The organism is Synechococcus sp. R6-10, assembly GCF_047461815.1.
Lineage (GTDB): Bacteria > Cyanobacteriota > Cyanobacteriia > Thermostichales > Thermostichaceae > Thermostichus.
Genome location: NZ_JANSHW010000641.1, coordinates 1 through 5561 on the forward strand (window position 1 = coordinate 1; position 5561 = coordinate 5561).

Here is a 5561-nt window from a genome sequence, read left to right on the forward strand (position 1 = left end):
TTGCAGAAAGGTTACATTTTCGTAACAACATTGGCCATTGTCTCAGAGGGAAGTGGGAAAGAAACCCCTGCATGCTAAACTTCTGAGGGCGAAGGGGAGCCTGAAGCGTCGCCGTTGCCGGGCTCTGGCTCGATTTTCCAAGGTTGACCTTTGGATGTTGTCCGGCAAAATCTCTTCTCATTTTTTCATCTCAAGCTACTTTACAAAATAAAGTCACAAGAATGGAGCTGGGGATATGCGGGATGCCGTAACCACACTGATCAAAACCTACGACCTGACGGGCCGCTACTTGGATCGGGAGGCAATGGATGCGCTCAAGGCTTTTTATGACTCGGGGCTGCGGCGCATCAAGGCCGTGAACGTGATCAATCTCAACTCAGTGGATATCGTCAAAACGGCTGCTGCGGCCATGTTCGCCCAGGTGCCAGATCTCATTCGTCCGGGAGGCAACGCCTACACCACCCGCCGCTATGCCACCTGTTTGCGGGATATGGACTACTTCTTGCGCTACGCTTCCTACGCGCTGGTGGCTGCCGACAACAGCATTTTGGATGAGCGAGTCTTGGCCGGCTTACGGGAGACCTACAACTCCCTCGGCGTGCCCATCGCCCCGACGGTGATTGGGATCCAAAACATGAAAACCCGCACCCTGGAGCTGCTTGGCTCCGGCGAAGACTATAGCTTTGTGGCCGAGCCCTTCGATTACCTGAGCGCCAAGCTGAGCGAAACCGATATCTGAGCGCCTACTCTCACTCGTCGGCGTAGGGATTGGCCGGCATCGGTATCGGCTCCAGCCGCTCGGCAACGATCACCAACTGAGATAATCCATCCCGCTGCTCCACGGCCATGCGCCCCTCCAGACGCAGCCAACTGTCGGCAGTTAACTGCTCTGCCTCTGGCCAGCGCACCGGCAAGCCCACAGGGTAAGCATCGGCAGCACAGCAGCTAACCAAAAACCGGGCAACAACAAAATGGTCGGGTTGCTTGTCGGGAATGACGAACCCCTGCACCCGCACCGGCTGGTTCTCATAGGTGTAGGGATCCGGGTAAACATCCAAGGTGCGCACCCAGTCCAGCAGAGTACGCTGACGCGGGTCGAGCTTGGGGCGAAAAGCCTGCGGCTGGCTACGAGATGCTCCCAGATAGGGAGATACCCCTCGGTTGAGGGCAGTTTGGCTGGAGAGCGGGCGTGGCTCGACCCAAAACCCCAGCAGTGCTGTCAGGATCAACAGTCCTGCGCCCAGCCGCGGCCCCAGTAGCGAGGAATGGACTTCAGAAGAAGGGACTTTGGCTCCTCGCCAACGGCCAATCCCCAAGCCCAACAGACATAGCCCAGCCAACAACGCCACATTCACATAGCCGGGATTGATCAACATCAGCAGGGTGCCCCGCCAGCGATAAACGATCAGCAGGATCCCTAGCAACATCAACCCAACCGCCTCCCAGTAGGCTGTATTGCCCCACCGCAACGGTTTGGACTCCGTCCCGCTGACGCGACCGACAGGCCGAGACATACCCTTGGTTTTCGCGTGCGGTTCCTCTGGATTTTGTTTTTCTCGAAGACGACCAGAACTGCTTTTGGGCATGGGTTGCAGCTTTTTCACACCACTCCGAGCCTAAGTTTAGCAATCCTCGCGGAAGTGCCCACTGCCGGCGTTGGGGAATGCCTGTGCTGCCAATTTCCCAGTCACAGGTATCGGGTTGCCCGAATAAGGCAAGGACTCCGTCCCCCTAACGCGAACAGCAAAACATTTCGTTTGGCTCACGTTCTTTGATTGCCGTCTTTACAGCTTCAGGGATCCCATCATCAATTCAACAAATCCAGCCACAGATAACCTCACATTGATATCCCATTGATAACGGACTTTAGCGTGATGGACAGGGTTGTAGGCGGGTGTATAAAGCCTAGGGAGTTGCTGCAATTTTGGCGGTCTGCTCTACAGTGGGATAGAGACAACTGAGATACCACACACGAATGTTGGCCGAATGTTGGCAAGGATACCCACCTGGCTGCGGGGAGTCAGCTATGCCATCTATGGCTTTCTCTACCTGCCAATTCTGCTGATCGCCGTCTACTCCTTTAACCGAGCCCGCTTTGGCCTGGCGTGGACAGGTTTTACCTTCGATTGGTACCTTTCCCTGTTTCAGAATGCCCTGGTCTGGCAGGCCACGCAAAATACCCTCGTCCTGGCGTTGGTCAGCACCCTGGTCAGCACGCTGCTGGGATCCCTGCTGGGCTATGGGCTGTATCGCTATCGCTTCCCCGGTAAAAAGATCCTGCAGGGGCTGATGCTGTTGCCGGTGATCGTCCCCGATATTGTGATGGCCATCGCGCTGCTGCTGTTCTACCAGTTTGTGCGCTTTTACACGGGCCTCTTTGAGCTGGGCTTGGGGACGATGATCTTGGCCCACATTACGTTTCAGATTGCTTTTGTGGCTATTGTGGTGCGCAGCCGTCTCCAACTTTTGGATCCCGCCCTGGAAGAAGCAGCCTATGACCTCTATGCAAACACCTGGCAAAAGCTACGCTATGTCACCTTGCCCTTGGCCATGCCAGGGATCCAAGCTGCCGCTTTGCTGGCTTTTACCCTTTCGATAGATGATTTTGTCATCTCCTTTTTTACCAGTGGGCCGGAGAGCCTGACCTTGCCAATTTTGATCTACAGCACGGCGCGACGAGGAGTTACCCCGGAAATCAATGCCCTCTCCACCTTGATCATTCTGGTTACCTTGATCTTGGTCGTGGGCTTCCCCCTGCGGAGTGCTCCGCACCGCTGACGCGAACAGCCGCTCCCGCCTGGGATCCCGCTAGCCGTTCTCGACAGTTCCCCCTCTCCCCCTGAGAGAGGTTGGAGATGAGGGCCTAACTAAGTGTTGAAGTAGCGGGCTGCCGGATGGTAAGCAACGATGGCGGTGGTGGACTGTTCCGGATCCAATTGATCGCTTTCGTCCATGGTGAGGCCAATGCGCTCGGCCTGGAGCACCTGCAGCAGAACCCGTTGGTCGGCGATGTTGGGGCAGGCGGGATAGCCGAAGCTGTAGCGGGATCCCCGATAGCCCTGGTGCAGGATCTTGCGGATGTCGGGGCTATCTTCGTGGCCGAACCCCAGCTCCCGCCGGATGCGGGCATGGCACCATTCCGCCAGGGCTTCCGCCAGGGTCACGGTCAGGCCGTGGAAATACAGGTAGTCGGTGTACTGGCCCTCGGCAAACAGGCGCTGGGCATAGGCGGTGGCTTCTGCCCCTACCGTGACCGCCTGCATGGGGAAGACATCTACTAGGCCAGTGGAGCGATCGGCAAAGAAGTCGGCGATACAGTAGCGGTGGCCGCTCTTTTGGCGGGGGAAGGTGAAGCGGGCCAATTCCCGCACCCCTGGAGAGAGTTGCGGGCGCTCCACCGTGGGCAGTTGGAAATAGGTGGTGGAGCCTAGCTCCAGGGAAAACAGCTCGGGGAAGCTGGCCGGGTCGAAGAGGATCAAAGTGTTCCCCTCTGCCTGGGCCGGGAAATAGCCGTAGACAATCTGGGGGTGCAGCAGATCTTCTGCCAGGATCCGCTCTTTCCAGCGCTCGATCACCGGATCCACCTGGGTGGCGATAAACTCGGCAAACTCCTCTGCCGACTGGTCGCGGGGCTTGCGAATCTGCCATTGTCCGGCCACCAGGGCTTGCTTGTCGATGTAGAAGAAGACTTCCGGCCAAGGGATCTGATCTGAGGTGAGAACCTGGGATCCCCAGAAAGGCGGGATGGGTCGCTCGGTCTCCAGGGCAACGGCTTCAGAGCGGCGGGTGTCTTGGGACTCGGAGAGGGTGAGGGCGGGAGCAGCTCCCACGGTGGTCTCCGCAGGGGGCAGGCTGGGATCCGTTTCCTCTGGAACCCAAGAAGCCTCTTTCTGGCCATTGGCAGAGGGGGATCCCTGCTCCAAGTCATCCAGAAAACCCAGCCGGTCGTCCCAGCGTCCGGCAGCTTTGGCCTGCATCAGCCGATCCATAAAGTGGAGATCGACGAAGGCGTCGCGGCCATAGATCACCTGGCCTTTGTAGGTCTTGCAGCAGTCTTCTTCCACAAAGCGGCGGGTGAGGGCCGCCCCTCCCAAAATGACGGGAACCGTGATGCCCCGCTCGTTAAACACCTCCAAATTCTCTTTCATAAAGGCCGTGGATTTCACCAACAGGCCGCTCATGGCAATGCAGTCGGCCTTGCTCTTTTCATAGGCTTCGATGATGTTCTCCACCGGCTGCTTGATGCCCAAGTTAATTACCCTGTAGCCGTTGTTGGTGAGGATGATGTCCACCAAGTTTTTGCCAATATCGTGGACATCCCCCTTGACGGTGGCAATCAAAAGAGTGCCTTTGCACACTTCCCCTCCCACCTTTTCCATGAAGGGCTCCAGGTATTTCACCGCCGCTTTCATGGTTTCTGCCGACTGCAGCACAAAGGGCAGTTGCATCTTGCCGGCACCGAACAGCTCCCCCACCTCCTTCATGCCGTCCAGCAAAAAGGTGTTGATGATCTCCAGGGGAGGATATTTCTGCAGTGCCTCCGCCAAGGTTTCTTCCAGGCCAATCCGCTCGCCGTCGATGATGTGCCGCCGCAGCCGCTCCTCCAGAGGCAGCGTGGCCAGGGATCTGGCTGCCCGCAGCTCTTGGCTGGAAACTCCCGCAAACAGCTCCGTCAGCCGCGCCAGAGGATCGTAGGTGCAAATGCCCGAGGACTCCGTCCCGCTAACGCGAACGGCGTTAAACTGCCGCCGATCCCAGATCAGATCCCGACACACCTGCTGCTGCTCTGCGGGGATCTTGTTCAGGGGCAGGATCTTGGCGGCACTGACGATAGCGGCATCCAGGCCGGCCTCGCGGCACTCGTGCAAAAACACCGAGTTCAACACCACGCGGGCTGCCGGCGAGAGCCCAAAGGAGATGTTGGAAATGCCCAAGAGAATGTGGGTCTCCGGGAAAGCCTGGCGGATACGGCGGATGGCCTCCAGGGTGGCTGCCCCGTTGGCCCGGTCTTCCTCGATGCCGGTGGAAATGGGCAAAGCCAGGGGGTCAAAGAAAATCTCGTAGGGCGGGATCCCGTACTCAACCGCCTGACGATAGGCGCGCTCGGCAATCTGGAACTTCTTGTCGGCAGTGCGGGCCATGCCCTCTTCGTCGATGGTGCCGATGACCACCCCGGCGCCGTAGGTTTTAGCTAGCTCCAGCACCTTGAAGAAGCGCTCTTCCCCGTCTTCGTAGTTGGTGGAGTTGAGCAGGCACTTGCCCCCCGCCACCTTGAGGCCCGCTTCCATCTTTTGCCAATCGGTAGAATCCAGCATCAGGGGAATTGGGATTTGGGTAACCAGCCGCGAGACCAGCTCCCGCATATCCCGCACGCCATCCCGGCCCACGTAGTCCACATTCACGTCCAGGATGTGGGATCCCTCCCGCACCTGCTCCCGCGCTAGGGCCACCAGGCCGTCCCAGTCTTCGGCGTTGAGCAGCTCCCGCATCTTTTTGGAGCCGCTGGCGTTGAGGCGCTCGCCGATGATTAAAAACGAGTTGTCCTGCAGGTAGGGCTGGGG

At 58.4% G+C, this 5561-nt stretch carries 4 protein-coding genes; 2 read left to right on the plus strand and 2 right to left on the minus strand.

The window, feature by feature from the left end:
- The first annotated feature begins 235 nt into the window (after nt 1–235).
- Nucleotides 236–739, plus strand: coding sequence for an allophycocyanin subunit beta (gene apcB / locus NW837_RS14845; RefSeq protein ID WP_011433791.1), 504 nt, complete (start codon nt 236–238; stop codon nt 737–739).
- A 10-nt stretch (nt 740–749) separates the two neighbouring features.
- On the opposite strand, the gene NW837_RS14850 is transcribed toward apcB, so the two are convergent.
- Entirely contained in the window at nt 750–1514 is a 765-nt protein-coding gene (locus tag NW837_RS14850; protein ID WP_414332357.1) for a TIGR03943 family putative permease subunit, read from the minus strand.
- A 472-nt stretch (nt 1515–1986) separates the two neighbouring features.
- Between NW837_RS14850 and NW837_RS14855 the strand changes: the two genes are divergently transcribed.
- The gene (locus tag NW837_RS14855) at nt 1987–2778 is read left to right on the plus strand and encodes an ABC transporter permease (RefSeq protein WP_011433789.1); all 792 of its coding nucleotides are present in this window, start codon (nt 1987–1989) and stop codon (nt 2776–2778) included.
- 89 nt (nt 2779–2867) lie between these two features.
- Here NW837_RS14855 and metH read toward each other — a convergent pair.
- On the minus strand, nt 2868–5561 hold a 2694-nt coding region (gene metH, locus NW837_RS14860), incomplete at its 5' end, for a methionine synthase (RefSeq protein WP_414332359.1).

Bases quoted from the DNA above. Each gene is read 5' to 3' on its own strand.
- apcB (WP_011433791.1), top strand. From the start codon at position 236: ATGCGGGATGCCGTAACCACACTGATCAAAACCTACGACCTGACGGGC.
- NW837_RS14850 (WP_414332357.1), bottom strand. From the start codon at position 1,514: ATGTCTCGGCCTGTCGGTCGCGTCAGCGGGACGGAGTCCAAACCGTTG.
- NW837_RS14855 (WP_011433789.1), top strand. From the start codon at position 1,987: ATGTTGGCAAGGATACCCACCTGGCTGCGGGGAGTCAGCTATGCCATC.